14 protein-coding genes are annotated in these 24,828 nt (G+C 46.3%); all 14 read left to right on the forward strand.

Translation table 11 applies throughout. From position 1 onward, the window contains the following. Nucleotides 1–2: 2 nt before the first annotated feature. On the forward strand, nucleotides 3–1,013 hold the full coding sequence (locus tag AC0MA3_RS11560) for an aldose 1-epimerase family protein (protein WP_474656280.1): 1,011 nt from the start codon (nucleotides 3–5) through the stop codon (nucleotides 1,011–1,013). Beyond that, a complete protein-coding gene (locus AC0MA3_RS11565; RefSeq protein WP_474656281.1) occupies nucleotides 1,007–1,855 on the forward strand; it encodes a class II fructose-bisphosphate aldolase in 849 nt (282 codons plus the stop codon). The genes AC0MA3_RS11560 and AC0MA3_RS11565 overlap by 7 nt, the downstream gene beginning before the upstream one ends. Before the next feature lie 11 nt (nucleotides 1,856–1,866). Next, on the forward strand, nucleotides 1,867–3,363 hold the full coding sequence (araA, locus tag AC0MA3_RS11570; RefSeq protein ID WP_474656282.1) for an L-arabinose isomerase: 1,497 nt from the start codon (nucleotides 1,867–1,869) through the stop codon (nucleotides 3,361–3,363). Nucleotides 3,364–3,618: 255 nt separating this feature from the next. Further along, nucleotides 3,619–5,151, forward strand: coding sequence for an alpha/beta hydrolase family protein (locus AC0MA3_RS11575; protein WP_474656283.1), 1,533 nt, complete (start codon nucleotides 3,619–3,621; stop codon nucleotides 5,149–5,151). Between the two features lie 200 nt (nucleotides 5,152–5,351). Next, on the forward strand, nucleotides 5,352–6,881 hold the full coding sequence (locus AC0MA3_RS11580) for an ABC transporter substrate-binding protein (protein ID WP_474656284.1): 1,530 nt from the start codon (nucleotides 5,352–5,354) through the stop codon (nucleotides 6,879–6,881). A gap of 174 nt (nucleotides 6,882–7,055) precedes the next feature. Next, nucleotides 7,056–8,009: an ABC transporter permease gene (locus tag AC0MA3_RS11585; RefSeq protein WP_474656285.1), complete on the forward strand. Its 954-nt coding sequence runs from the start codon at nucleotides 7,056–7,058 to the stop codon at nucleotides 8,007–8,009. Between the two features lie 14 nt (nucleotides 8,010–8,023). Further along, a complete protein-coding gene (locus AC0MA3_RS11590; protein ID WP_474656286.1) occupies nucleotides 8,024–8,908 on the forward strand; it encodes a carbohydrate ABC transporter permease in 885 nt (294 codons plus the stop codon). 116 nt (nucleotides 8,909–9,024) lie between these two features. Then, a complete protein-coding gene (locus tag AC0MA3_RS11595) occupies nucleotides 9,025–10,788 on the forward strand; it encodes a sensor histidine kinase (protein ID WP_474656287.1) in 1,764 nt (587 codons plus the stop codon). Beyond that, nucleotides 10,781–12,367, forward strand: coding sequence for a response regulator transcription factor (locus AC0MA3_RS11600; RefSeq protein WP_474656288.1), 1,587 nt, complete (start codon nucleotides 10,781–10,783; stop codon nucleotides 12,365–12,367). Before AC0MA3_RS11595 ends, AC0MA3_RS11600 begins: the two co-directional genes overlap by 8 nt. Before the next feature lie 112 nt (nucleotides 12,368–12,479). Then, nucleotides 12,480–15,116: a glycosylhydrolase-like jelly roll fold domain-containing protein gene (locus AC0MA3_RS11605; RefSeq protein WP_474656289.1), complete on the forward strand. Its 2,637-nt coding sequence runs from the start codon at nucleotides 12,480–12,482 to the stop codon at nucleotides 15,114–15,116. A gap of 126 nt (nucleotides 15,117–15,242) precedes the next feature. Next, nucleotides 15,243–18,140 carry a family 78 glycoside hydrolase catalytic domain gene (locus tag AC0MA3_RS11610; RefSeq protein ID WP_474656290.1) on the forward strand — a complete coding sequence of 966 codons (2,898 nt, stop codon included), beginning with the start codon at nucleotides 15,243–15,245 and terminating at the stop codon, nucleotides 18,138–18,140. 130 nt (nucleotides 18,141–18,270) lie between these two features. Next, the gene (locus AC0MA3_RS11615) at nucleotides 18,271–20,829 is read left to right on the forward strand and encodes a glycoside hydrolase family 3 protein (RefSeq protein ID WP_474656291.1); all 2,559 of its coding nucleotides are present in this window, start codon (nucleotides 18,271–18,273) and stop codon (nucleotides 20,827–20,829) included. A gap of 52 nt (nucleotides 20,830–20,881) precedes the next feature. Next, complete coding sequence (locus AC0MA3_RS11620; RefSeq protein WP_474656456.1) at nucleotides 20,882–23,581, forward strand: family 78 glycoside hydrolase catalytic domain; 2,700 nt, start codon at nucleotides 20,882–20,884, stop codon at nucleotides 23,579–23,581. Continuing rightward, nucleotides 23,571–24,743, forward strand: a complete 1,173-nt coding sequence (locus tag AC0MA3_RS11625; protein WP_474656292.1) for a serine hydrolase domain-containing protein — start codon at nucleotides 23,571–23,573, stop codon at nucleotides 24,741–24,743. The genes AC0MA3_RS11620 and AC0MA3_RS11625 overlap by 11 nt, the downstream gene beginning before the upstream one ends. The last annotated feature ends 85 nt before the right edge of the window (nucleotides 24,744–24,828 follow it).

A 24,828-nucleotide genomic window follows, 5' to 3' on the forward strand; every position in this document is an offset into this window, starting at 1 on the left:
CTATGAAGCATAAGTATATTGGTCATCACTCTCAGATCAGTGGAGTGGAAGAGCATCGCTTGGTTGGCGGCAAAGGTGACGGAATGCGTCTGCTGGAAGTCAGAAATGGACAAGGTCTGCATTTCACGGTTTCTGTAGATCGGGGAGCGGACATCTCCAGATTGTTTTTCAAAGGCGATAATTTCGGATTTTTTGCACCTTCCGGATATGTTGCCCCAGCTTACTATGATGATAAAGGTACTGGATTTCTGAAGTCTTTTACAGCAGGCTTTCTGACAACCTGTGGATTAACTAATGTTGGCGCCCCTTCTGTAGATGAAGGAGAGGAACTCCCGCTGCATGGAACGTTAAACCACACCCCTGTAGAACAGGTTCATTACAGTGAAGATGAGGACAAGATCGTCATCAATGCAGTAATCAACCAGATGGGAATTTTCTCCGACAAGCTCATGCTGTACAGAAAAATTACCTGCTTTAAAAGCAACAACCGTATTTTGATAGAGGACCGGATTAAGAACATGGGTGATTGTGTAACCCCGCTTATGATCCTGTACCATACGAATATCGGATATCCGCTGCTCAGTGAACAGGCCGAATTGTATATACCCTCTAGTCAAGTGGCCGCGAGAAACCCGCATGCACAGAAGGATATAGAGTCATGGGGGAGCGTAACGGAACCTCAGCCACAGTTCATTGAGCAATGCTATTATCATAAGTTTGAGGGCGGAAATGGATTGGCCGGCATTTATAATCCTGATATTCAGAAAGGCTTGTTGATTTCTTTTGACGCCAATGCTCTGGATTACTTCGTACAATGGAAGATGCTTGGCGAAAAGGATTATGTGCTCGGCTTAGAGCCTGGAAATTGTCATCCCGACGGTAGAGATATTATGCGTAAGGAAAGAACATTAAAGTTCATTCAGCCCGGTGAACAGATCCATTATGCCATTGCATTTGATATGATTGAAGGTTTGTCAGCTTGGGAGAAAGTAAAGGAGGATAAACAATGTTAGTTAATTTGAAAGAAATACTTGATATCGCCCAGGAAAAGAATTATGCCATAGGGGCCTTTAATACGCCAAATCTGGAATCGATTCTGGCCGTAATCGAAACAGCAGAAAAGCTTAATGTGCCAGTTATTATCAGTCATGCCCAGCTTCATGAATCGCTTATGCCGCTGGAGACAATTGCTCCGGTAATGCTGCATTTTGCGAGGAATGCTTCTGTTCCCGTATGTGTCCATTTGGATCACGGCGAATCTCTTGATTATATTGAGAAATCTCTGGAACTGGGTTTCAGCTCTATTATGTATGATGGATCCCTTCTTCCATATGAAGAGAATGTAGCCAATACGATCAGGGCAGTCGAACTGGCAAAGAAATATAACGCCAGCGTTGAAGCAGAGATTGGCATTCTTGCCGGACGGGAAGCCGGAGGAAGCGAGCCGGAAGAAGAAACGATGGAAGGCGTATACACTGACCCCGATTTAGCAGAAAGGTTCGTGAAGGATACCGGAATTGATGCACTGGCAGCCATTTTTGGCACAGCACATGGCTTCTATAAAAGAAAACCGCAGCTGGACTTTGAACGCATTGATAAAATTAGCAGACTCGTCAATATCCCGCTTGTGATGCATGGAGGCTCGGGAGTAAGTCCGGAGGACTATACAACCGCAATCAGCAAAGGAATCCGGAAAATCAATTACTATTCATATATGTCCAGGGCCGGTGTATACAGCGTCGAGAACTTGCTCAAAGAGCAAAAAGTAGATTTTTTCCATGACCTGTCCAAAGCAGCGACTGAAGGAATGAAGGCAGATATCGAAAAAGCCATGAAAGTATTTTATAACCTATAGGAGGAATTCAAATGATTCAAAACAAGCGTTACACCTTCTGGTTTGTTACCGGAAGTCAAGGGTTGTATGGAGACGATGTACTGGCGCAAGTGGAACAGAACACGAAAGAGATAGTTGCTGAACTCGATCAAGATTCTGCACTTCCGTATACTCTTCAGTTTAAAGCTGTAGTGACGACTCCGGAAGCAATCAGCCGGGTATGTCTGGAAGCGAATTCGGATGACTACTGTGCAGGAGTTATTACCTGGATGCATACGTTCTCCCCGGCCAAAATGTGGATTTCCGGGTTAAAGCAGCTCCGTAAACCTCTACTTCATCTGCACACCCAGTTTAATGTTGAAATTCCTTGGGACAGCATTGATATGGATTTCATGAATCTTAATCAGGCAGCTCATGGAGACCGGGAATTTGGTTATATTGGAGCTCGGCTCAGTATTCCCCGCAAGATAATAGCAGGCCATTGGAAGGAAGTGCAAGTGCGCAGCCGGATCGGATCCTGGATGAGAACGGCTGCAGCGTTCACCGAAAGCCAGACGCTGAAGATTGCCCGCTTCGGTGACAATATGCGCTATGTTGCCGTAACAGAAGGAGATAAGGTGGATGCCCAGATACGGTTTGGCTGGACGGTTAACGGCTATCCAGCCGGCGATCTGGCAGAACGGGTACAATCTGTGACTGATGCTCAGGTTAGAGCTCTGATGGATGAATATACAGAATCATATGATTTTACTGACGGTGGACGCCTGGAAGGAGCTGAACGTGAAGCAATCCGGGAACAGGCCCGAATCGAAATAGGCTTAAAGGGATTCCTTGAGGATGGAGGTTATGGCGCTTTTGTCACCAGCTTCCAGGATTTGCATGGGCTAAATCAGCTCCCTGGCCTTGCAGCCCAGCGGCTGATGGCCGCCGGATACGGGTTTGGTGGGGAAGGCGATTGGAAAACGGCAGCCTTGGTCCGGCTGATGAAAGTGATGACAGAAAATAAGGGAACATCCTTTATGGAGGATTATACCTATCACATGCAGGCAGGTAACCAAATGGTCCTTGGCGCTCATATGCTGGAGATCTGTCCGACACTAGCGGCCAATAAACCGCGAATTGAAGTTCATCCATTGTTCGTAGGGGGAAAAGAAGATCCGGCCCGTCTGATCTTTAATGGTGCTGCCGGTAGAGCTGTAAATGCTACGCTTGTTGATCTGGGTGACCGTTTCCGTCTGATTGTTAATGAAGTGAACGCTGCCCACAACAAGAATCCAATGCCGAATTTGCCTGTGGCACAGGTGCTTTGGAAGCCGGAGCCATCCTTAACCAGTGCAGCTGAAGCCTGGATTCTGGCAGGAGGGGCCCATCACTTTGGCTTTTCCTACCATGTAACCAGTGAACAGTTAACGGATTGGGCGCGGATGGCAGGTATCGAATGTGTATTGATTCATTCAGGCACCACCTTTAGAGAGCTTGAACAGGAGCTGCGCTGGAATGATCTGTATTACCGGTTAAATCAAAAATAGTTAGTGAAACAAGGCGGGAAATAAATAATTTAAAAGGAAACAGCGACAGTAGAGAGGAATTCAAGTCCTGAACTGTCGCTGTTTTAATTATCAACCTAGCAGTCAGATATCATGCTTAACGGAGTCAAACTATAATATGATCATTGCAGCAAGAGGTTCTTTATAGAAACTCATATCCGTTGAGGTTGGGTTGAAGTTAACAGGTTATCATGTACAGTATGATAGCCGGTTTGCCTAATTTAAGGGGGATTGTAGATGGAAAACGTACAGAAAACTACAAAAAGGGGCGGACGTAAAGTGTTGAAAATAATTGGTATTGTATTACTGGTTCTTCTTATTATATTGCTGATATATCTTTTTATTCCGACTCCTTATTCTAAGAATGCGGATAAACTGGGTGAGACAAATATGACCAAGCTGATGTCTCTGCAAAAAGAGGCTGATGGCGAGATTGCTCCTCTTAAAAATGTTGAGATCAAGTCAATTGATGTGAGTTACATCATGAAAAATGAGACTGTAAATACGAGACCCATGTGGTTTTATGAGCCCACTAATGTAGAGAAGCCCTTGCCGGTAGTCTATATTCCGCATTATGAAATGAAAGAAGATGCCGTGGAATTACGTACCTATCTGGCACAGGGATGGGCGGTTGCATCTCCTGCCAATGCTAAGAATGAATATAACGGCAAGCTAACCGATGACGATCTTGTGTTTAATAACGCAGCTCTCTATACTTTGCGCCATATGTCAGAGGTTGATAATCAAAGAATTGTGTTGGTGGGCGGTAGTGCTGGAGGGTATATGACCCTTATGCTCAATGCCCTCCAGATGGGAAACACGGCATCGGTTGCAAATTCCCCCATATCCAATATTTATTTTAATCTGAATCAATATTTTATGTCCGTCAAGGAAATCAATCGCTTATGGATGCCCAGAGTCTATATTAAAGGACTTGCAGGGATGCTTGTTTCGGAAAACAAAACAGGGACGTTAATCAAAAGCATGTTGGAGCTGCCTATTCCATTTGTTGGAATGACAACAGGTGTGTTTGAACCCAATCTTGATAATTTTCCTGACAAACAGGATATGAAGCGGTGGGAGTCATTTTCCCCGGTGGCTTTGACAGATGAATTTAGCAGTCCGATGGCCATCAACCATAATACTTCAGATGTTCTCGTTCCGATAGATCAGACCACCAGAGAGTTTGTAAAGGAACCCGGCGAAACGATGCCAAAAAGCTTTTCAACTGCCTTGAACGAGAATAATCCGGGAGTGCTTGGACATTCGCTGGTGGATGAATTGCCTTCGGAACTTACAAGTGTAAACCTGACAGTCATTAAAGATCCGGACATCGATACCGTTATGCCGTATGATATCGGTAAAATGTTTAATATAAATATCTACGATGACGGGCCGACTCAGTCTTATGGTAGTCACTCTTCTGCACTTGGAAGTGGAACATGGGACGTTACCGGCTATGTAAAAGCAATGATGGAGAAAACTCTTGCGGAAACAGAACAACTTATGCCCGGCAAGCTTTTATTGCTATTAGAAAGATACCAGGGCAACAGTGTTCAGCTTCCAGCACATGTCGGTGTTAATGATACTATTTATGGTTCTCTTGAAATATACAAAAAGGAAGTGGTTGACGAGCTTAACGTATGGATGGATAACCACTCTGTTGAACAAATGGACAAAGCCATGCAGGAGGCTATTTCAGGTATATCTGATGAATCAAAAAGATTACCGTTTACTCAAGCATGGGGAGAAATAAAGAAACAAAGATAATGCATTATGAAATTAGTTTAATAAAACAGCGCCAGAATGGATTTGAATTTTGTCCCTTACTGACGCTGTTTCTTTATCTCCAGCTCCTAAAGTCGTTAAACCGCAAGCAGGAAGTCGCCAAACCGTAAGTTGCAAATCTGCATCCGTGTTAATATTTTACTATCAACAGCAACATATTATTGATGGGGGTTATTGAGAAGATGAGAATAAAAAGTTCAACCATTCCTCTTGTACTTGCTTTGACAATGTCGGTAGCGCTTACACTTTCCGGATGTGGTTCGAAATCAAACAATGAACAGACGGAACCTACATCTTCAGCAGTGGGGGAGAGTCAGCAGGAAGAAACCATCAATCTGAAGGTAGCCTTTCCAAGTCTGGTTCAACCCGAAGATTTACAGCTTGTGCAAGACGAATTGAATAAACTGACTAAAGCCAAAATCAATACGACGGTCACATTAATGCCGATCAGTTCGTCCAATTGGACCCAGCAAATGAACCTGATGCTTAGCAGTAATGAAGAGCTGGATCTTACCTTTTCGCCGGCTAACTATTCTCTTACCGTAGGCAAGGGCCAGCTTCAGGATATTACGAAATTGCTTGAGGAGTATGGCGGCGGCATTAAAGAGGCACTTGGAGACGATTTCCTTAACGCTATGAAAATTGACGGAAAGATCTATGGTGTGCCAACCAAGCGTAATATGGGGACCGGTTACGGGGTGATCTTCCGTAAGGATCTGCTTGATAAGACACAGATTAGCGTAGACAATGTTAAATCATTTAATGATATTGAACCCGTGCTTAAAGCATTCAAAGAAAAAGAGCCTGGTATCACCCCTATAACCACTCAGGGGGCTGGAGGAACTTTTATTGACTTTCTGCCGCTTGGTGATTCATTGGGAGACGGATATGGCATCCTGCCGAATTATGATAATGCTCTCAAAGTGGTCAACCAATATGAAATGCCGGAATATGCAGAACGGCTGAAAACCATTTATAAATGGTATCAGGCTGGATATGTTCTGAAGGATATTGCCACTACTCAGACGATGTCTTACGACCTCTACAAAGCGAACACGTTGTTTGCAACGGCTGCTCAGCTGCCTCCAGGCTTTGTCGAGGGTACATTGCCTATGCTGAGTGGCGGCGGGGAGTATATTAAAAAAGAGATCAATCCTCCGGTTGTTACAACCAAAGATGTTACAATGATCATGTGGGGAATTCCGACCAGCGCCAAGCATGCAGACCGTTCCATGCAGTTCCTGAATTTAATGTTCTCAGATCCTGAAATTATCAATATGCTCAACTTCGGGATCGAAGGCAAGCATTATGTAAAGGTAGAAGGAACGGATAATGTTATTGATTTCCCTGAGGGACTTACTGCGGCAAATCATCCTTACTTCTGGGATTTGTCCTGGCTATTCGGTAACAGCTTCTTGTCCTATGTGCGAAAAGGTGAAGATCCAAATAAATGGACTGAGATGGAGGCCTTCAACCAAAGCGCAATCAAATCTAAAGCACTGGGCTTCGCTTTCGATTCAACACCGGTAAAAGCAGAGATTACTGCATTAACCAATGTTATGAACCAATACAAGAAAGCTCTGGAGACGGGTATTCTTGATCCGGAAAAACATCTTTCTGAATTTAATGCAAAGCTGAAGAGTGCGGGCATTGATAAGGTTATTGCCGAGAAACAGAAGCAGCTGGATATTTGGGCACAGAAAAACCTGTAATGATAATTCCGGAGCATAAATCCATGCTCCGGAATTATTTATTTTAAAGCTAACTTACCTTCTAATGGTCCAAAGTCGGAAAACCGTTACCACAAAGTCGGCAAACCGAAGGCTGCCTGGCCTCTATTTTTATAGGATAGAAGTAAGAAATAACTGAAAGGTCAGGGGATAGAGATGCAGCAGAGTGCGACTGCAACAAACGTAATTACGCCTAAAAGAGCAAGAAAGAAAACCTTCCGCAAATATTTGCCGCTTACCTTCATGGTAATTCCGGGGATGATTTATTTACTGATCAACAACTATTTGCCGATGTTCGGAATGATGATCGCTTTTAAAGATGTTAATTTTTCAAAAGGCATCTTTCAAAGCGATTGGGTAGGATTACGAAATTTCAAGTATTTGTTTACTACATCCGACGCATTCATCATTACAAGAAATACGCTGCTGTACAACATTGTGTGGATCATCATGGGAATCGCTATAGCCATCTTTCTAGCGGTTTTGCTAAATGAAGTGCGTAATAAATTTTTCGGCCGTTTTTATCAAAGTATGATCCTGATTCCGCAGCTGGTGTCGATAATAATTGTCAGTTATCTGGTCTATGCTGTTCTCAGCGATACGGGATTTATGAATAATACCGTTTTGCCTATGCTCGGGCTGGATAAGATTGCATGGTACTTTGAAGCTAAATACTGGCCAGTCATTCTGACAATAGTGCATATGTGGAAAAGCATCGGATTTTCCGTTGTCGTATACTTCGCATCCATTATCGGCATTGACGAAGAGTATTATGAAGCGGCCCGTCTAGATGGGGCAAGCAAATGGCAGCAGATTAAAGGCATTACCATTCCACTGATTATGCCGACGATTGTAATGCTGCTGCTGCTCTCCATTGGCAAAATATTCTATTCAGATTTCGGATTGTTCTATCAGGTGCCGATGAACTCAGGCCCATTATATGAAACCACTAATGTTATTGACACTTATGTGTACCGGGGTCTCCTTGGACTAGGAGATGTAGGCATGTCGGCTGCAGCAGGTGTGTATCAATCGCTCGTCGGTTTCTCGCTTGTAATGCTCTCCAACTGGCTCGTCCGCAAATTCAGTAAAGATAACGCATTGTTTTAGAAAGGAGTATTACAATGACAACAGAAAACAGAGGCTGGCGTATTCTTGGACATATTGTGTTTGCTTTTTTTACCATAGCCTGTATATTACCATTCGCCCTGTTAATTCAGGCTTCCATAACCGATTCACAGGCTATTATTCGGGACGGATATTCCTTTTTCCCATCTGCTTACAGTCTGGATGCTTACAGGTATTTGCTCAATGGGGGCTCCGGCATCCTGCGATCCTACGGCATTACCCTGTTTATAACAGTTTTTGGAACGGTATCCAGCTTGTTAATGTCTGCGCTACTGGCCTATCCGCTTTCCCGCAGAGATTATCCGGCTCGTAACCCGCTGGCTTTTATCGTATTCTTCACTCTGCTGTTCAATGGCGGACTAGTACCTACTTATCTGGTATACACTCAACTCTTCGATTTGAAGAATACCATTTGGGCATTGATTGTTCCCGGACTACTGATGAATGGTATTAATGTGATGCTGATCCGCACGTACTTCCTAACATCGATTCCAATGCCTGTGATTGAGTCCGCTAAAATAGACGGAGCAGGAGAGTGGCGTACCTTCAGGTCCATTGTACTGCCTTTGTCGATGCCGATTCTGGCAACAGTTGGATTATTTCAGACGATCGCTTACTGGAATGACTGGAATAACGCGTTAATCTACCTGACGGACTCCAAGCTGTATGGGATTCAGCCACTGCTTAACCGGATTCTGATGGACGCCCAGTTCCTGGCAAGTAATACGAGCTGGGGAGCTAACATGACCAACACCAGCGCACCGCTCGAAACAGTAAAAATGGCCATTGCAGTAATCGGCGTAGTGCCAATGCTCCTGGCTTATCCATTCTTCCAAAAGTATTTTGTTAAAGGTATTGCAGTAGGGGCAGTAAAAGGATAACAATGAATAGTAAGCTTAAGTCCATCCGGGGTTGGTGAATATCTTCAGCCGAGTGGACTTTTTGCCTTTCCTGACAGGAAATGTACAACTTACACTTCAAGGCGGAGGCTAACCTGATGGCATCAATGAAAAAATGGACCCAATTTCATCATACAATCCGGGCTAAACTGATAATCGGTGTGTTTCTCCTTACATTACCGATGATTGCTATGCTGATATACAGCAACTTCTATGCGATTGGAGTTGTAAGAAATCAGGTGGCCCTATCCTATAATCAGATGACACAAATGTATATGAAACAGATGGATAACAGTATGGATAATATTGAAATCTACATGAACAATGTCGTTGCGCTCAACCAGGACTTTGTGGCGATGGCCCAGACCTCATCGGAAGATATTTATACTCTGTCCAAGTTAATGCTCAGCAACAGAATGACCAATGATATCAATATGTATCCTGCGGCCAGCTCCTTTTTTGTATATAACAAGTCCCGTAATGAATACATTGATGTGATCAAGGAAGTCATTGACTATGAAAAAAAAGTGAAGGTGTATGATTTCATCAGTGCTCAAGCCGCACAAGAGACATCTGGCAACTATCATACGTTTGGCTGGACGGTCAAACAGATCGGCAGCAGTTATTTTCTGATTCAAACCCTCAAGTATTCCAATCAGTATATAACGGCTGTTATAGAGGCCAATAAGCTTGCAACTCCGCTGCATCTGCTTGAACTGGGAGAACGGGGCGGTGTGTTGCTGGCAGATGATGAAGGCCGTCCAATTACGAACGTACAACTGGCAGAGATAAGCGGAATTCATCTCCCTCTACAGCAGACAGGATATGATCTAACAGGTGATAAGCATAAATATCTGGTTGTGGGAGAACATTCGGTTAATGGCGATTTCAGCTTGATTGTTGTTATACCGGATGAGCAAATTTTACAAAGTTTGCCGGCTCTCCAGCGGGTGTTGTTAACTTTACCATTATTAACGCTACTGCTCATTCCTCTTGGTTTGTTCTACTTGAGAAAAACGATTCTCATCCCGCTGAGCAAATTGCTCTCAGCCATGAAGCGTATCCGCAGCGGCAGCTTAACGACCAAAGTCGAAACAGCATCAATTACGGATGAATTTCAAATTGTAAATCATACCTTTAACGAAATGGTGGATGAAATTCGCCAATTGAAGCTGGATGTGTACGAGGAGCAGCTAAGCAAGCAAAAAGAAGAGCTGCTCAGATTGCAGCTGCAGATGAATCCCCACTTTTTTATGAACTCGCTAACCATTCTGTATAATCTAGCCAAGATGAATAAAACGAGCCTGATGATGGAAATGACGATGTGTCTGATCCAGCATTTCCGCTTTATTTTCCGAGGCGATTCTACCTTTGTAAGCTTACGGGATGAGCTGGAGCACAGCCGGAATTATTTAAGGATTCAGGAATTGAGATTTCCGGGAAGCATCACCTCTGCGATCAGTGTGCCGGATTATGTTCAGGATGTTGAAGTTCCGCCGCTCATTATTCAGACCTTCTTTGAAAACACAGTGAAGCACGCAGTGACGCTGGATGAGCCTGTCTGCATTTCGCTTGATGTCGATATCATAGAAGCTGGGGGGGAAACTTTTATCATTCTCCGGATTGAAGATACAGGAAAAGGATATCCTGAGCACGTTCTCCAGGCCATCAGCCAAGGAATATCCATAGTCAATTCGAAGGGGGAACATACTGGGATATGGAATATCCAACGCCGGATCCGGCTGCTATATGATCATGAAGCCAAGATCTGCTTCAGCAACGGTATGCCGCAAGGTGCAGTTGTCGAGATTATGCTTCCAATGAAGCCTGTGAACAAGCAAGGGGGAGACAGCATTGTATAACCTGATGATTGTTGATGACGAGATGCATGTTGTAGATGGACTGCTATATGATCTTGATAAAGAGAAACTGAATATTGCTGAGGTATACACGGCCTATACCATACGGAAGGCAAAAGAATTATTTGCTCAGCACGCGGTGGATATGATGTTATGCGATATTGAAATGCCGCAGGGGAGCGGACTTGAGCTCCTGGCATGGGTAAAAGAGCATCATCCTGCAACCGAAACCATTATCATTACCAGCCATGCAGACTTTTCCTATGCCAAAGAAGCACTTGAGCTAGGGAGTCTGGATTACCTACTGAAGCCGGTTCCAACTGCTGATCTCGAGAAGGCGATAGAGAAGGCTATCCATAAACTAAGCCAGACGAGCGAATTCAATCATTATCATAAATTCTGGACCCAGCATCACCCCCTAATGGTTGAGAAATTTTGGCTGGATTTACTGCAGCAGACTGTTCCTTCGAGTCCAAAAGCCATTTCGTCAGTAATGAAAGAACGCAATTTGCCCTATTCGGAGCAGATGGAATTTATTCCGCTATTGCTTAGTGTACAGCGCTATCATAAAGAAATGACATTAAGAGACAGGGCGATTATGGAGTATGCGCTTAAAAACGGAGCAGTCGAAGTAATTATTGCCGAATCCCCATTTGGCAGCGTCGTTCCACTGGATCCTAACCGTATGCTGGTTATTCTAGCCGAAGAACCGGAAGTAACAGGCTTAACAGACACCATAAAAACGAGGTGTAATGCTTACATTGAATCCTGCAATCAGTTTTTTTATTGTGATATTTCCTGCTATATCGGAATACCTGTTCATATCCATGAGCTCGTTGGGATGTTTGAGCAGCTAAAAATGCTGGAACGCAGCAATGTAGCTTACAACAATAAGGTGTTTCTACTTAAAACAGACACAATACAGCCGAGAACTGCCAAGTTGCCTGATATGGAGCTGTTGGCTGCGCTGCTAAAAAAAGGTGCGAAAGAAACTATCATTAACGAGATCACGGCTTATTTGGAACGGCTTGTCCCAACCGGCCAAATGAGTGCTGAACTTCTACAGAAGCTGCAAATTGATTTGATGCAAATGATCTATTATGTGCTGAATTTGAAAGGCATCCAGGCTCACCAGTTATTCAGCGACCCGACTTCCGCAGAGCTTTCAAGCAAATCTACCAGCTCTATTTCCGATATGAAGCTGTGGGTGCAGCATGTAATCAGCAAGGCATTGAAACATGCGGAAGTAGAAAGTGTGGTGGAAAAGGTTAAAAGATACATCGCTTTGCATTTGGAAGATGATGAGCTGACCCGGGATAAGATCGCTGCCCAAACGTTCTTAAATCCAGATTATTTATCAAGAATCTTCAAACGGGAAACAGGCTTATCCATTTCGGATTATCTACTTCAGGAACGGATCCGGATTGCCGCAGAGCTCATTGTTAAAACCGATATGCCTATCAGTCAGGTGGCAGGCTCTGTAGGCTATACGAATCTTTCTCATTTTACTACTATCTTTAAAAAATATATGGAATGTAGTCCTATAGAGTACCGCCATAAAAATCGGAACTGCCCGGGCTAATATTAAAAGAAGTCGGGAAAGCATAACAAAGGAGTCGCCTAACTGCAAGCCTCCTCCCCGGGCCAGCGGTATATTAAGGAAGTACCGCATATATGGTAGGGGGAGTGATCAAATGGATCGGCTGATACAAGAAGCAATCACAGGGAAAAGCCTGCATTACCAACAGCCCTTTTTTAAAATTAGTGATAAAGATACAGAAGATAGCTTACGGGAACGCATCACGGAGCTTTACAAGCACGGGATTTACTCGATGGTGCTGGAGTATGACAAGACAGGCATTTCACTTACCGCAACGACAAAGTTTGATGAATTCTGGTGGGAACGGCTGGATTATGTTGCTAAGATTTGCGGGGAGTTGGGGATGACGTTCTGGATGCAGGATGCGGCTCCTTTTCCTACCGGTTCTGCCAATGGCGCTTTTCAAACATCTGAGCATCGTGAAAAAAGTAAAAAGTTTATTGCAGAAAGACATATGGATATCAGAGGACCTGTTCAGGATGCCTACATATCCGTTGATAAGCTTGTAAGAGCTGTACAAGGCAATGTGCTGGAAGCACTGAATTACATCAGTGATCTTCCCAACCGGCTTCTGCATGCTGTTGCTATTGCCAAATCCCCTGACGGAGAGGGATATGATCCGGCTTCGGTCATCGACCTTACCCAGCGGGTGGAAGAGGGTGTATTAAGAACCGACCTGGGACCCGGGAATTGGCGGATATTCGTTTTTATTGAAACCTACAGCGGCGGCAGAAAACACTTCATGAATCTGCTGGATGCAGAGTCTGTGCGTGTGCAGATTGATGCCGTACATGCTCCACACTACGAGTACTTAAAGAAGGAGCTCGGAAAAACCTGGATGGGCTTCTTCTATGATGAACCAGAGCTTGGTAATTTAGGCGGCTATGTATTTGACAGCCTGCCAGGCAAGACGCATAGAGGAATGACTATACCACTGCCCTGGAATCCGGATGTTCCGAAACTATTGGAGGAACGGCTGGGTACAAAACTGGCCGATCTGCTGCCAAGCCTCTGGTACTCTTGCGGAGAGCAGACATCCATCGTCAGACATGCCTATATGGATATCATTACTGAACTAATTGCCAGAAACTATAACGGCCAGGTCTACCAGTGGTGTGAGGAAAGAGGCATTACTTATATAGGGCATGTGTTGGAGGATGAGAATTCCCACACCCGCCTTGGCTGTGGTACCGGAAATATCTTCCGCGTTATGGAAGGACAGCATATGGCGGGCATCGATTTAATTGGAGGACAACTATGGCCTGGACTCGATGATCCGGGGATGAGCTGGTATGGCGCAACCGATGGAGATGGAGAGTTCTACCATTACGGTCTCGCCAAGCTGGGTTCCTCCGCCGGCCATATTGATCCCAAAAAACAGGGGAGAAGCATATGCGAGCTCCTGGGATTATACGGAGATATTGCTGGAAGCAAGCTCCGCAAATTTGTAATTGATCACTTACTGGTAAACGGCATTAATCATTTCATTCCCGCACAGTCCGGATTGGAGCTTGATCTCGCTTTTTCCCGGATGCTTAATCAATACACCGACCGGATGTGCCATATCCTGAATGGCGGTGTGCATATTGCCCCGGTGGCGGTTCTCTATCATGCCGATGCGGAGTGGAGCGGCGAATTCCAATACTTCCATAAAGCAGGAAAGGCACTTGCTAGCAATCAAATCGACTATGACGTAATACCGAAGGATGTCTTCATTGATACAGATTACTATGGGACCCGGATATCATCCGGTAAGCTTCTGATTCATAAGGAAACGTACAGTGCTCTGGTCATTCCTTACTGTCAGCGTATTCCGGGGGTTCTTGTTGAAGCCATCATAGAAGCCTTGAAAGCTGAATTCCCGATTTACTTTGTGGACCAGCATCCTGAAGGCTATTGCGAGAGTAACGATAGGCTGCCAGAAGAGATTTTCTCCTGCAAAGCGATCCCGCTTAGCGAGCTTGCAGAGGAGCTCCGACAAGCCAGTATCTATGAAATCAGCCTTTCCAATTCCCAGCATTATCTGCGCTACCTGCATTACAAGCGTAAATCTATTGATCTATACATGTTCCACAACGAAGAACCGGCACAAGACGTCGAAACCGTAGTTTCCATTCCCAGCGATAAGCCGGTAAGGCTGTATGATGTGATGAACAACCGTCTCTATCATCCAAAGGTAGAGGTTAAGGATGGCTATACAGAAATCCCGTTACGGCTCGGACAGTTCGAATCGGTACTGTTCTTGTTTGGAGAGGAACTTGAGGATGCCCCGTTGCTCTCCGGTCTGCACACAGATGAAATAAAAACGGTATGGGAGGTTTCCTTTGAGTCCTTGGACGGTGGGCCGTCACCGGAGACATTTACAACGGACCGTCTGGTTGATATCGGGGCTGCCGGCACGCAGCCGGATTTCTTTGGAAAAATTAAATATACGGCTTCGTTTGCAGTGGAAGAAGCTATGCCCAAGATGCTGGATTTAGGCAGAGTATCGGAATGTGCGGAGGTATGGGTTAACGGCAAATTCCTGGGTGCTGCTGTAGCTTCCCCTTATCGCTTTGAGTTGAACAACGCTATCAGGAAAGGAACGAATCGCCTCGAAATTATTGTAACCAATAATCGGACGCGTTCGAGGGACAACCGGCAGAATGAGGGCTTTGCCATTTCTCTGATGGCTTCGACCTATGCTTCACTGGATACCTGTGGGCTGCTTGGTCCGGTCAAATTGTTTTGAACGAAGCCAGATAATGATTTATAGAACGGAGAAATTAATAGATAACTTCATTCTGGATAAGAGCGTATCGGAGTGCACAAAGGAGCTAGTTCCAAAAGAAGTGATTATGGAGGAGAATTAGAGCCGATGACAAAATTTAGTGTAAAGGATTTAACCTGCGAGTATAGAATGGAGGCGCTTGGACTCGGAGTTGAGCGGCCGCGGTTTAGCTGGAGGATGGAATCAACCCGCAGAGCAACGCTGCAGGAGGCGTACCGTCTGTCCGTTTCCGGTCCCGAACGGAATTTCGAACAGCCGCTTTGGGATTCTGGACGCGTAATATCGGAACAATCGATCCATGTTCCTTACGACGGGACTGACCTGAAGTCCTGTACACGTTATTATTACCAGGTCAAAGTTTGGGATCAAGCCGGTGAAGAGTCCGATTGGAGCGAAGTTTCTTGGTTCGAGACGGGCCTGCTTAAACATACGGAATGGTTAGCTGATTGGATTACGCCGGATACGAAAGAAATTGATCCTCATACTGAGCCTTCCTTTTTGCTTCGTAAGACTTTCAAGCTTCAGAAGGAAGTCGCATCAGCGCGGATTTATGCGACGGCTGCGGGCGTTTATGAGCTTTATATCAACGGCTGCCGTATCTCGAAAGACTTGTTCACTCCTGGCTGGACCAGTTATCGGAAACGCATTCAGTATCAAACGTACGATGTTGCCGAATTTCTGGTACAGGGTGAGAACGCTATCGGCGTTCAGCTTGGCGACGGCTGGTACAAAGGCCGCTTGGGCTTTGAAAATGCAAATTATCTGTATGGCGAGCATCGAGCGGTTCTGCTACAAATGCACGTGACCTATACAGACGGAACGGAAAGTATTATTACATCAGATAAGAGTTGGAAGGCGGAAATAGGACCGATTCTCTATTCTAACATCTATCATGGCGAAACTTATGATGCCCGGCGGGAAATCAAAGATTGGAACTGCTCGGGTTTTGATGATGTAGACTGGAAAACGACGGAGACACTGAACCTTCCCATGAACGTGTTGGTTGCCCAGGAAAACTGGCCGACACGGGTGACAGAAACCATTCGTCCCATTGCCGGCATCGTCACCCCGTCCGGCGATCATGTGCTTGATATGGGGCAAAACATGGTTGGCCGCATTCGGTTCACTGTGTCTGCACCCGCAGGCACTCGAATCACGTTGCGGCACGCAGAGGTGCTTGACAAAGACGGCAATATTTACTTCGGTAATCTTCGTTTCGCAAAACAGACGGTTGTCTACACGACTAAAGGTGAAGAGATAGAGAGCTATACGCCGCATTTCTCCTTTATGGGCTTCCGTTATGTCAAAGTAGAAGGATTCCCGGGCGCAGAGAACGGGTTGCCGTTGGATGCTTTCGTTGGTGAAGTCATTCACTCCGATATGGCAGCGACCGGGGAGTTTGAGTGCTCAAATGAGCATGTCAATCAGTTGCAAAGCAATATCAAGTGGGGACAACGAGGCAATTTTCTCGACCTGCCAACCGATTGCCCGCAGCGGGATGAGCGACTAGGTTGGACGGGGGACGCGCAGGTATTCATCAATACGGCTTTGTTCAATTATCAAGGAGGTCCATTCTTTACGAAGTGGCTGCACGATTTGAGGGCGGAGCAGCATCCGAATGGCGGCGTGCCATTCGTGATCCCGGATATCGTAGGAGACGCGAACTCTGCTGCTTGGGGAGATGCCGCTGTGATCTGTCCCTGGGCTGTTTATCAATATTATGGAGACCAGCGTCTTCTTGCCGAACAATATGACAGCATGAAGGCTTGGGTGGAATACATTCGTTCACAAGGCGATAACGAATATCTATGGAATACCGGCTTTCATTTCGGAGATTGGCTAGCGCTTGATGCTAAGGAGAACAGTTATTTCGGGGCAACCCCGGATGACCTCGTAGCCACAGCTTATTACGCTTACTCAACGCGAATCGTTCGAGATGCTGCGCATTTACTCGGTCGCACGAAAGAAGCACGTCAATACAGTGAACTTTATAGCCGCATCGTTGAGGAATTTCGCAATGAATTTGTAACGGTCAATGGAAGAATGGCTGCTCCGACTCAGACGGCACATGTGCTTGCCCTGACGTTCGAGCTCGTTGAAGGGAAGATACGTGCAAGGATAGCAAAAGATTTAAACAAATTAATAGTTAATAATGGGTATCATCTGACAACGGGCTTTGTCGGAACGCCCTATTTATGCTTCGCGCTTTCTAACAATGGGTATCACGATACCGCCGTAAAATTGCTGATGCAGGAAAGCTATCCAGGCTGGTTGTATTCCGTGTCGAAAGGCGCAACGACTATTTGGGAGCATTGGGACAGCATCAAGCCAGACGGTTCATTCTGGAAGGATGATATGAACTCGTTCAACCATTATTCATATGGTGCAATTGGCGACTGGATGTACCGCAAAGTGGCGGGACTTGACATGGATCTAACTGTTCCAGCTTTCAAACGGATACGGATTGAGCCGATGTTCGGCCGCGATAGGCTAACCTATGCGCGATCGGCACATCAATCAATGTATGGACAAATCGAATCCGGTTGGTGTATTGAGGACCGCAAACGTGTCACGGTAACGGTACGGATTCCGGCCAATTGCACCGCAGAAGTGATGCTGAGAGGCGCGACGGCTTCAGGCTTGACAGAAAACGGGCAGGCGGTTGAACGGGTGAACGGAATTCTTTCCGTGACGGTTACAGATGTGGGCGTACGGCTTGAAGTTGGATCTGGTACGTATCATTTTACTTATGAAACCGGGGAAATTTTCCGAACCCATTATAATGCTGACACGATTATTGAAGAACTGTTGTCAGATGAAGCGGCGCTAGAAGTGTTGAGCAAACATATTCCCGATGCCATAAAAGAAACTTCCGTTCACTTGATCCGAAATCAGAGTTTGAAGCAGTTATACGAGAACGGAATGGTTCTCATCACTTCAAATCAATTTGATGCCATTGAGGCTGAATTAGCGGCTATCGACTGAGTGTGGATCGTAAGCCCGATGACTAACCACAGAGCTTTTACACCCGATTATTTGAGACTTCCGGCAAGCCGGGAATTCGAATACGTTGATGGACTGAATCTAGACAACGACATTGAACAGGAGAAATTAAATGGCTAAATTCTATGCAGCTACATCAGCAGAAATCAGTGAGAGAGAACTGCGGCATATGGACACTGTTCGCAAGCTTGCCGCAGAATGTATGGTTGTGCTGGAGAATGACGGGACCTTGCCACTGCAAAATCCTCCCGCTAAGATCGCCCTTTACGGAAACGGAGCCAGACATACCGTCAAAGGAGGCACCGGATCGGGGGATGTAAATTCCCGGAATGTCATTAATATTGAGCAAGGCTTGGAGGCGGCAGGCATTGCGGTAACCACTAAGCCATGGCTGGATGAATACCAGCGGCGGGTCGAGAACGCCAAGAAGGCTTACTCCGAAAAGCTGGAGGCCGTAAAAAGAGAACGCGGAGAAGGCGCAAGCGTTCTATATTACTTAGGAAATCCCTTTAAGGAACCGCATGTCCAAGCCATAACAAATGCGGACTATCAAGGTTCAGACACGGATACGGCAATCTATGTATTGGCCAGAAATTCGGGTGAAGGCAAGGACAGGACCTATGATGAAGGCGACTATCTACTCTCTGAAGAGGAATTGGCGGCGATCCGTTTCCTTGCCGATTCTTATGCGAAGTGCATTGTTGTACTGAACATTGGCGGGGTCATCGATACCTCCGAGCTGAAAGAAATTCAGGACATTAACGCTATTGTACTGGTAGGTCAGTCTGGGAATGTCGCTGGTTATGCAGTAACGGATGCTTTGCTCGGAAAGACTGTCCCATCCGGCAAGCTCACGGATACTTGGGCCGCAAGCTACTGGGATTATCCGTCCGCGGATAGCTTCAGTCATATGAACGGAAATGTAGACGACGAGTATTATAAGGAAGGAATTTATGTTGGATACCGTTACTTTGATACATTGAATATTGCGCCGAATTATTGCTTTGGCTACGGAAAATCATACACTGATTTCACAATTCGGACTTTGGATGTTGCAGCTGAAGGGGAGACTATCACGGTTACCGTCGAAGTAGAGAACAACGGCAAACATCACCGGGGTCGGGAGGTTGTCCAGGTATATACCTCTGCACCTGCGGGTGTTTTGGGGAAGCCGTACCAGGAATTAGCCGCATTTGCCAAGACCAGGCTGCTGGCTCCAGGTGAAAAGGAGGTGCTACACCTTTCTTTTCCGGTACGTGCTATGGCGTCGTACAGTGAACAGGAAGCGGCATGGGTGCTCGAAGCTGGCAATTATTATGTGCGGGTAGGAAACCACTCCAGAAATACCAAGGTTGAAGCCGCAGTCTCATTGCCGGACAAGGTAAAGACCGTTCAACTGAACAACCTGTTCCGGGACAACGAAGAACTGAAGGAAATGGAGCTCGTAAATGCTGAGCCATACTCCTATGCTTCTGAGGCAGCCGAAAAAAAACAGGCCAAAGTCATTATTCTGGACTCCGGACAAATCCGTTGTGAAACTGCCAGCTATAAAAGCCAGAGACCTTTATTACGGGACCTACACCCCGGTGTGAAAATTACGATTAAAGATGTGAAAAATCAAAAATATACACTGGAAGAGCTGGTAGCACAGCTAACCGTTCAGGAAATGGCCGGGCTTTGTGTTGGAACATCAAGAGGCCAGGCGGCGGTTGTCGGAAATGCGGCACAGCGTGTGCCTGGAGCGGGCGGCGAATCGGCTGCACTCGAAGACAGAGGCATTAAGAGTATGGTGCTGGCTGACGGACCGGCAGGACTGCGTCTAACACCACATTTCCGGACTACACTGGAAGGCGAGTTGTTAGCCGGCGGAGAAACGTTCGGCGATCAGGTGAATCCGCTGTCTGTGGAAGCACCGGAAGGGACCGTAGATTATTATCAATACTGCACTGCCGTTCCGATTGCTACTACGCTTGCGCAGTCATGGGACATGGAGGTACTGAAGACTGTCGGAGGAATCGTCGGCAAGGAAATGGAGGAGTTCCATGTTCATCTGTGGCTGGCGCCGGGCATGAATATCCACCGGAACCCGCTGTGCGGAAGGAACTTTGAATACTATTCCGAAGATCCGCTGCTTACGGGGAAGTGTGCGGCCGCCGTAACCAGTGGGGTTCAAGTTTATCCTGGACGCGGAACCACCCTTAAACATTACGCAGCCAATAATCATGAGGATAATCGTATGTTCACCAACGTGCATGTCAACGAAAGGACTCTTCGGGAAATCTATTTACGGGGTTTCGAGATTGCCGTGAAGGAATCTGGGCCACTAGCCATCATGACCTCCTATAATCTGCTCAACGGGACACATACGGCAAATCATGCAGAACTGATTCAAGCTGTCGCCAGGGATGAATGGGGCTTCAGGGGATTGGTTATGAGTGACTGGTACACCTCCATTGATTTAACAGGTGAGATCCATAAGTACCCGATTTCATCCAGTGTGCTCTGCATCAAAGCAGGAAATGATTTACAGATGCCCGGATCACAACAAAATATTGACGATATTGTCACGGCAATCCATACAGAAGAAACAACAGGGGATGATGTTCTTAACTTGGCAGATCTTCAATTCTGCACCCTTAATCTGTTGAAAGTATATTTGCAAATTCCATGATCCACCGAAAGGAACCGGGATGATGAGAGACGACAGCTATACATTGCAAGTTATGGACTTACGCTGTGAGAATTTATATAACCCCATCGGGATTCCATGTGCCTCTCCCTATGTAAGCTGGAAGCTGAGCGGAAACATGACGAATGTAAGACAAACAGTCTACAGAATTCAAGTGGCGCGGAAAACCTCCGACTTCGAAGGTGGACAGCTTCTCTTGAATCGGGAAGAGCAAAGTGCTGCTTCCTACGCGGTTCCGCTTCTCCTGAATGAGATTCAGGAGAAGACCGTCTATTATTGGCGTGTACAGGTCCGTGTGGATAGTGGGCAGGAACGAGGCCTGTGGCTTCCATGGAGCGCAGTTTCCAGCTTCGAAACGGGGTTCAGGGATGAGCGCTCGTGGAAGGCCAAATGGATTGAGGCTGACGAAGACTTCTATCACATGGCGGATGAGCAATGCAAAAGATACTGGAAGGATCAGCCGTACAGGGATAAAGCCAGTCTAAATGCAAGAGATCAAGGATTACGAAAGCCTCCGTACCTCCGCAAAGAGTTTACACTCCAAGCAGGTATCCGGAGGGCACGGCTGTACATTACCGCCCGTGGCTTCTATGAATTGAGCCTCAATGGACGTAAAACGGGTCCCTGTGCCTTTGCGCCGGATTTCACAGCATATGACAAATGTATTTATTATCAGACATTTGATATTACAGAGGATGTACAGATAGGGATCAATCGGCTGGATGTTATTCTGGCTGACGGATGGTATGCCGGTCATGCACAGGGAATACCGGGGAATAATCATCTGTATGGAGAGCGACCGTCCCTGCTGATGCAAGCTGAGATTGAATATCTAGATGGGACCGTGGAAACCATTGTCAGCGACAGCAGCTTTCAGGCATTCTCCGGCCCGCTGCAGTATGCAGACCTGTTAATGGGTGAGGTATATGACCTTCATACCAGACAAGGACAAATTTATGGAACTGTAGAGAGAGACTATTGCCTTTCGGTCTTGATGCCGCAAAAGGGTGAGCTGATTGTGGAGACGGAGGTGCTTCCTGCCACCAAGGTTTTTCGGGATGCAGAAGGAAGCCTGATCGTCGATTTCGGACAGGTGATTGCAGGAAGAGAGCGGATTGTTCTTAGGGGGAATCCGGAAAGCGTTGTAACCATCGAGCATAGCGAAGCACTTGATCATGCCGGTATCTTTTATGACGTAATGCCGACATTTCCTTTCCATGACCAGAACAATGTCATCAGGTTTGCTGAAGCCGGAACGATTACTTATGAGCCGCAGTTTACCTTTCAGGGCTTCCGCTATTTGCGCATCACGGGCCTGGATTACGAGCTTCAGCCGGGAGAGTGCCAGGCCGTTGTCATCGGGACAGGTATGCCTGTAACTGGAAGTTTTACTTGCTCCAATCCGGACCTGAACCAACTGATGAAGAATATTCTCTGGAGCCAGAAAGGGAACATGCTCTCTATTCCCACAGACTGTCCACAACGAGAACGGGCCGGATTCACCGGTGATGCCCAGATCTTCGGCAAAGCTGCAGCTCTGAATATGGATGTCGGCGGGTTCTTTGCCCGTTGGCTGGAGCAATGCCGTTTGGAACAGCTTGAAAGAGGGCAGATCCCGATTGTTGTCCCGTACAATAAAGCCTATAGTGAGATCGAGCCCAATCCTGGATGGACTTCGGCTGGTTGGGGAGATATGATCGTGTTCTTGCCGTGGGACATGTACCAGGCTTATGGCGATATCCGTTTTCTCGAAGAGAATTACGCTGCTATGCTAAAATGGATGGATTATGCGGAGGAATGTGCTCGGGAAACGATGCCCGAGCAGTATTATATGGATTTCGAGAATCGGCACCGTCACAAGTATTTGTGGAACACTGGCCATCACTGGGGCGACTGGCTTGTGCCGGGGATCGAAGCCTTTACAGGAGTGGCTATGACAAAAGAAATAACCGCATCGCTTTTTTACTATAGAGCTGTAAGAACAATGATGCAGATTTCACAAGAGCTTGGCAGAGCGGATAAGTACGAGTACTACAAAACATTAAGCGGCTGTATTCATCAGGCGTTTCATGAGGAATACGTGTCTGACGGAAAATTGGCGGGCTGCGAATGGCAGGGGGCTTATGTTATGGCCATTGCCTTTGGCATGGTTGAAGGCGAACTGAAGGAGGCCTTTGCCAAGCGGCTGAACGAACTGGTCGTGGAGCAGGATTATCATTTGCAGACCGGATTTCTGTCTACTCCCTTCCTGTTGGAAACTTTATGGGCCTGCGGTCTCAAGGAAACGGCCTACCGCGTACTTTACAATGACTCTCCTCCTTCCTGGTTGTATCAAGTCAAGCGTGGAGCAACAACTATCTGGGAAGAGTGGGAAGGTATAGACCAAGACGGATGTGTGAAAGGGACCAGTTTCAATCATTACGCGTTTGGGTGTGTCAGCGACTTCCTCTATAAAAAGATAGGGGGAATAAGCAGCTTGGAGCCGGGATACAAGAAAATCCTAATACGGCCTGAAGCTACTGAAGGGCTGGAATATGCAGAGACCACGCTCGAAACGATCTATGGGGAACTTTATGTTAACTGGATCAAAGAGGGAGAGGATATCCGGTACAGGCTTAAGATTCCGCATAATACCGAAGCGGTGATAGACAGGGAGCAAGGACAGCTGCATCTGGGCAGCGGAGTGCATGAATTTACGGTGAAACCGAAGGGAGTGGTTGATTATGGGCGGTAATCATTTAATCGATCATCAAATGAAAGAATATATCCGCAACAACGAAATTGCCGGTGCCACCCTGATGGTCCGCAAGAACAAAACGATTATCTATCAGAACAAGTGGGGATATGCTGATATAGAGCGCAGAATTCCCGTAGAATTCAACACGATCTTCCGGATGGCTTCCTTGACCAAGATGATTACGGCTCTGGCTGTACTGATGCTTGTTGAGCAGGGGAAAATTCAACTGGACGATGAGGCTGCAAAGTTTATTCCGGAACTGGGTGAACTGATGGTCTGTAAAACCGAATTTGGGCTGGAAAGCCTCTATAATCCGGCTAGTGTAGATCTATCCGCCATTACGCTTGAACCTGCACGAAGAAATGTGACGATCCGCGACTTGCTGACCCACTCCAGCGGGCTCGGTATGGGGGTGGCGGGCTTGCTTCTATCCGAAGGACTCAGCGGTCCTGAAGATACTTTAAAGTCGCGTTTTCATAAGTTCAAAGATTTTCCGGCTGATTTTGAACCGGGGGAACAGACTGGGTATTCCGTTATCGTCGGATTTGATGCGCTGGGAAGAATCATTGAAGTAGCCAGCGGAATGGACTTCGCCGACTTCCTGCAGGAACACATATTTGATCCCCTGGAGATGAAGGATACAGCCTTTCGTCTAAACGTACTGCAGCAAGAGCGTCTTGCCATATTGTATAAGGCGGATAACGGAATCATAGATAGGGCTCCGGCGGGTGAGGATATAAATGATTTAATTAAAGGCGGCCCAAATTATGATTCAGCTGCCGGTGGTTTATTTAGTACGGCAATCGATTTCGACCATTTTGCTCAGATGCTCTTGCAGGAAGGGGAATATAACGGGATAAGAATTCTGAAACCAGAGACCATCAGATTCTTGTATCGGGAACGCGCCTATAAGCACTTGGAATTTGCCCCGGGCCTTGTCTGGGGACTAGGCGTGCTGGTCAGGGAAGAACCTGAACGTGCAAACTCCTTGCTGACAAAAGGTTCTTACGGTTGGAGCGGACATTTCGGGACCCATCTGGTGATTGACCCTGTAAATAAGGTTGAGGTTGTATTAATGCTGAACCGCTCAAATATCGGCGGAGCCGGCTCTTATGTTTCCAAGAGAATCGAGGATTTGGTATATACAAACTTGTTGTAATCCTTAAGAAATTTTATGAAACCTTTGTTCATCCTTGGATGATACAGGGGTTTTTTATGCATCTCGGTATAAAATTAAAGATTTG

Source organism: Paenibacillus sp. LS-5, assembly GCF_056121505.1.

Coding starts and splice junctions, on each gene's coding strand:
- AC0MA3_RS11610 (WP_474656290.1), top strand. CDS start 15,243: ATGACAAAATTTAGTGTAAAGGATTTAACCTGCGAGTATAGAATGGAG.
- AC0MA3_RS11560 (WP_474656280.1), top strand. CDS start 3: ATGAAGCATAAGTATATTGGTCATCACTCTCAGATCAGTGGAGTGGAA.
- AC0MA3_RS11605 (WP_474656289.1), top strand. CDS start 12,480: ATGGATCGGCTGATACAAGAAGCAATCACAGGGAAAAGCCTGCATTAC.
- araA (WP_474656282.1), top strand. CDS start 1,867: ATGATTCAAAACAAGCGTTACACCTTCTGGTTTGTTACCGGAAGTCAA.
- AC0MA3_RS11625 (WP_474656292.1), top strand. CDS start 23,571: ATGGGCGGTAATCATTTAATCGATCATCAAATGAAAGAATATATCCGC.
- AC0MA3_RS11565 (WP_474656281.1), top strand. CDS start 1,007: ATGTTAGTTAATTTGAAAGAAATACTTGATATCGCCCAGGAAAAGAAT.
- AC0MA3_RS11575 (WP_474656283.1), top strand. CDS start 3,619: ATGGAAAACGTACAGAAAACTACAAAAAGGGGCGGACGTAAAGTGTTG.
- AC0MA3_RS11615 (WP_474656291.1), top strand. CDS start 18,271: ATGGCTAAATTCTATGCAGCTACATCAGCAGAAATCAGTGAGAGAGAA.
- AC0MA3_RS11595 (WP_474656287.1), top strand. CDS start 9,025: ATGGCATCAATGAAAAAATGGACCCAATTTCATCATACAATCCGGGCT.
- AC0MA3_RS11590 (WP_474656286.1), top strand. CDS start 8,024: ATGACAACAGAAAACAGAGGCTGGCGTATTCTTGGACATATTGTGTTT.
- AC0MA3_RS11620 (WP_474656456.1), top strand. CDS start 20,882: ATGGACTTACGCTGTGAGAATTTATATAACCCCATCGGGATTCCATGT.
- AC0MA3_RS11580 (WP_474656284.1), top strand. CDS start 5,352: ATGAGAATAAAAAGTTCAACCATTCCTCTTGTACTTGCTTTGACAATG.
- AC0MA3_RS11585 (WP_474656285.1), top strand. CDS start 7,056: ATGCAGCAGAGTGCGACTGCAACAAACGTAATTACGCCTAAAAGAGCA.